This is a genomic window from Phenylobacterium sp., from assembly GCF_020253645.1.
GTDB lineage: Bacteria > Pseudomonadota > Alphaproteobacteria > Caulobacterales > Caulobacteraceae > Phenylobacterium.
On record NZ_JADCBG010000190.1, the window covers coordinates 1 to 3,768 of the forward strand.

Below are 3,768 nucleotides of genomic sequence, written 5' to 3' on the forward strand. Positions count from 1 at the left end.
CGGCTCTTCACCGACCTGCCGCTGGACGAGGTCGCCCGGCTGGAGGCCCTCTCGGGGGCGGAGATCAACGACGCCAAGAAGGTGCTCGCCACCGAGGCGACCCGGATGCTGCACGGCGCCGAGGCGGCGGCGGCGGCCGAGGAAGCCGCGCGGGTGGCCTTCGAGGCAGGGGGGCTTTCGGCCGACATGCCGACCCTGGCCTTGAAAGCCTCCGAACTCGCCGCCACATCCCATGTCGCGCTGATGGTGGCGGCGGGCTTCGCCGCATCGAACTCCGAGGCGCGCAAGCAGATCGCCAACGGCGGCTTCCGGATCAATGGCGAGAAGGTCGTCGATCCCCAGGCCAATGTCGCCGTCAGCGGCGCCGAAGCGGAGCTGAGGTCCGGCAAGCGCCGGGTCAGGCTCGTGATCGAACCCTGAGGAGCTGGAAATGGCGGAACTGGATGTCGGCGCAAAGGCGCCCGAGTTCGAGATGGCGGGCGCCGACGGGCCGGTCCGTTTGGCGGACTTCGCGGGCAAGACCCTCGTCCTGTACTTCTATCCCAAGGACGACACGTCCGGGTGCACGAAGGAGGCGCAGGAGTTCACGGCCCTGGCGGCTGACTTCGCTGCGGCGGGAGCCGCGGTCCTGGGCGTGTCCAAAGACTCGGTCGCCAGCCACGGGAAGTTCACCGCCAAGTACGGCCTGGCTATACCCCTGGGCTCCGATCCTGAGGGCGTGACGATCGAAGCCTATGGCGCCTGGGTCGAGAAAAGCATGTACGGGCGCCAGTACATGGGCATTGACCGATCGACCTTTGTGATCGACGGCACGGGCGCGATCCGCAGGATCTGGCGAAAGGTCAAGGCGCCCGGACACGCCGCGGAGGTCCTGGAGGCCGTCCAGTCACTTTGAGGCCCGCAGACCTCCCCCGGGCGATCCGCGAATCAGCGGGTTGCCTTCGGAGGGGTTACCAGACAATAACTGCGTCCCCGCAGGTTGACGGCAAGGTGAGCATGTCGCGTCTCGCGCAACTCCGCAGCTTGGTCCAGGCCCTGTTCCCCGAAAGGCATCTCTATCTCCGGTCCGGAGGGGAGATGAGGGGCGTGGTCCTGACGCCAGCCCGACAGATGATTTTCGCCGCTGCCGGCGTCGGGCTCCTGACATGGATCATCATCTCGTTCATCGCCATCCTGATCGGTGCGGTGACACAGTCGCGAAGCGACCAGGAACTGGCCGAGATGCAGGCCCGTTCGGAACGCTGGGTTGCGGACCGCGAAGCCCGACTGAACAGCGCCGTTGCTCAACTGAACGCCTCCGGCGCGACCCTGGGCGGCCTCGCGGACTCCATCGAGAAGCGCCATGCGGCCCTGGCCCCCCTCCTGACCGATCTCAAGGGCGAGCCCGGGGCCATGGCGGCCATCGCCCCCGCCCTGAGAAGCTCGTCGACCCCGGAGGACGACCCGATTGAGCGGATCGCGGGCGTGCAGGCCAGCCAGGAGCGTCTGGTGGACGCGGCGGAGGACTACGCCCGCAGCCGTGCAGACCGCCTCAGACTGGCGTTTCGTCTGGCGGGTCTTGCGCCCTCAAGCTACGCCTCGCCGGCCGCGTCGGGAGGTCCCCTGCTGGAAGCCCCCGATCCGAGAGCGCTCGCCGCAGTCCTGGACGTCGATGAGCGGTTCGCCGCCCGAATCCAGCGAGCCGCCGAGAACCTCTCCACCGCCAACGCCCTGTCGGAAACTGCAGCGCGCCTGCCCTTCTCGCACCCGGCGAACGGCGCCCGTCGAACCAGCGGCTTTGGCGTCCGGTTTGATCCGTTCACCGGGCGTCCTGCCTTCCATGCCGGGATCGACTTCGTATCGGCCTTCGGTGCGCCAATCCTGACCACCGCCCCTGGCGTGGTGTCCTATGCGGGCGTTCGGTCCGGGTACGGCAAGACGGTCGAGGTGGATCACGGGCGGGGCTTCAAGACCCGTTACGCACACCTTTCCGCAATCGCCGTGTCGCCCGGGCAGAGGGTGGCGGTCGGTCAGAGGGTGGGCGCCCTTGGCAATACGGGGCGTTCGACCGGACCTCATCTGCATTACGAAATCTGGCTCAATGGCAGGGCCGTGAATCCCTATCGTTTCCTCCGCGCAGGTGAACATGTTCAGCAAGCCCACACCCAAGCCGGATAATCGCTCAGTCAGCCTTCCCATGGAGGCCTCCAGCTCTGGAGGGGCCGCAGACCCTGCGGCCCGGAACCGCCCACGCCCAGCCTCCCTGCTGGCGCAGAACCTCAGCGTTGAAGGCTCCATCCAGAGCGACAGCGAAGTCCAGATCGATGGCCTCGTGAAGGGCGATGTCCGAGTCGAGAAACTGGCGGTCGGCGAGACGGGCCGCATTGAGGGACAGGTCACGGCGGAGACGGTCGAGGTCCGCGGGCGCATCACGGGGGGCATCGTCGCCAAACTGGTGCGCCTCTATGGCTCCGCGGGCGTCGAGGGCGATATCACCGCCGAGCAATTGGCTATTGAACCGGGCGCCTCTTTCGAAGGGCGCAGCATCAAGCTCCAGCGCCCGAAGCCTGCGGCCATTCCGGCCCAGACAGCCTCGGGGGCGAGCTAAGTCCCTGAGGCGTCAGCCTTCCCGGGTGACTCCGACCCGCTGCGCGAGACTGGCCCCCATGAAGGCGTCGAGATCTCCATCCAGCACGCCCTGGGTGTCGGATGTCTCCACCTGGGTCCTGAGGTCCTTGACCATCTGATAGGGCTGAAGAACGTAGGAGCGGATCTGGTGCCCCCAGCCGATATCCGTCTTCTGGTCCTGAAGCGCCTGGGCTTCCGCCTCACGCTTCTGGAGCTCAAGTTCGTAGAGTCGGGCCCGCAGCATGCGCCAGGCCTCTTCCCGGTTCTGATGCTGCGAACGCCCGGTCTGACAGGCCACAACCACACCCGTCGGCACGTGGGTGAGCCTGACCGCTGAGTCCGTCTTGTTGATGTGCTGGCCGCCCGCCCCCGAGGCCCGATAGGTGTCTGTCCGGACATCCGACGGATTGATGTCGATCACGATGGTGTCGTCGACCACCGGATAGACCCAGACTGAGGCGAAGCTTGTGTGTCGCTTGGCCGCGGCGTCGAAGGGCGAGATCCGCACCAGACGATGGACGCCGGCTTCGGTCTTCAACCATCCGTAGGCGTTGGCGCCCTTGATCTGGATGGTCGCAGACTTGATGCCGGCCTGCTCGCCCGGGGTTTCCTCGAGGAACTCCACACTCATGCCGTGGGCATTGGCCCAGCGCGTGTACATCCGCAGGAGCATTCCCGCCCAGTCGCAGGACTCCGTCCCGCCCGCGCCGGAGTTGACCTCCAGAAAGGCGTCGTTGCCATCCGCCTCTCCGGACAGGAGGGCTTCGAGCTCTGCGCGCCCCGCCCGCTCCCGGATCGCCCTCAGCTGCCGCCGGGCTTCCTCGAGGCTGGCTTCGTCACCCTCTTCATCCGCCAGTTCAGCGTAACCTACGGCGTCGGACAGATCCCGCTCGAGCCCAAGGACGGCCTCAACCGAGGCGCCCAGCCGGGATCTCTCGCGACTGACGGACTGGGCTTCATCGGGCCTGTCCCAAAGGGTGGGGTCCTCGACCCGGGCGTTCAGCTCATGCAGTTTTCGAAGCGCGACATCCCAGTCAAAGTCGCCTCCTGAGCAGCGCGATCGACTGCTCGATGTCGGCCTTGGCAGCCTCGACATCCGCTCTCATGGGATCACTCCTGAAACTCGGCGGGCGGAAGTAGCGCGGACCACGCCCTAATACA

Annotated in this window: 5 protein-coding genes; 4 read left to right on the forward strand and 1 reads right to left on the reverse strand. The window is 66.8% G+C overall.

Annotated elements, in window-relative coordinates; all coding sequences use genetic code 11:
* The 4 genes from INE98_RS12645 to INE98_RS12660 form a co-directional block, all read left to right on the forward strand.
* Window positions 1–420: S4 domain-containing protein (locus INE98_RS12645; protein ID WP_293539287.1), on the forward strand; the 420-nt coding region annotated here is incomplete at its 5' end.
* 10 nt (window positions 421–430) lie between these two features.
* A complete protein-coding gene (locus INE98_RS12650) occupies window positions 431–895 on the forward strand; it encodes a peroxiredoxin (RefSeq protein ID WP_293539288.1) in 465 nt (154 codons plus the stop codon).
* Between the two features lie 101 nt (window positions 896–996).
* A complete protein-coding gene (locus INE98_RS12655; protein WP_367120197.1) occupies window positions 997–2,157 on the forward strand; it encodes a M23 family metallopeptidase in 1,161 nt (386 codons plus the stop codon).
* Window positions 2,126–2,587: a polymer-forming cytoskeletal protein gene (locus INE98_RS12660; RefSeq protein ID WP_293539290.1), complete on the forward strand. Its 462-nt coding sequence runs from the start codon at window positions 2,126–2,128 to the stop codon at window positions 2,585–2,587. Before INE98_RS12655 ends, INE98_RS12660 begins: the two co-directional genes overlap by 32 nt.
* A gap of 12 nt (window positions 2,588–2,599) precedes the next feature.
* Here INE98_RS12660 and prfB read toward each other — a convergent pair.
* Window positions 2,600–3,713, reverse strand: a protein-coding gene (prfB, locus tag INE98_RS12665) for a peptide chain release factor 2 (RefSeq protein WP_293539292.1) whose coding sequence is annotated in 2 segments (ribosomal slippage) — window positions 2,600–3,643 and window positions 3,645–3,713 — 1,113 coding nt in all. Because the reading frame shifts where the segments join, the coding sequence is not laid out codon by codon here.
* Window positions 3,714–3,768: the final 55 nt, after the last annotated feature.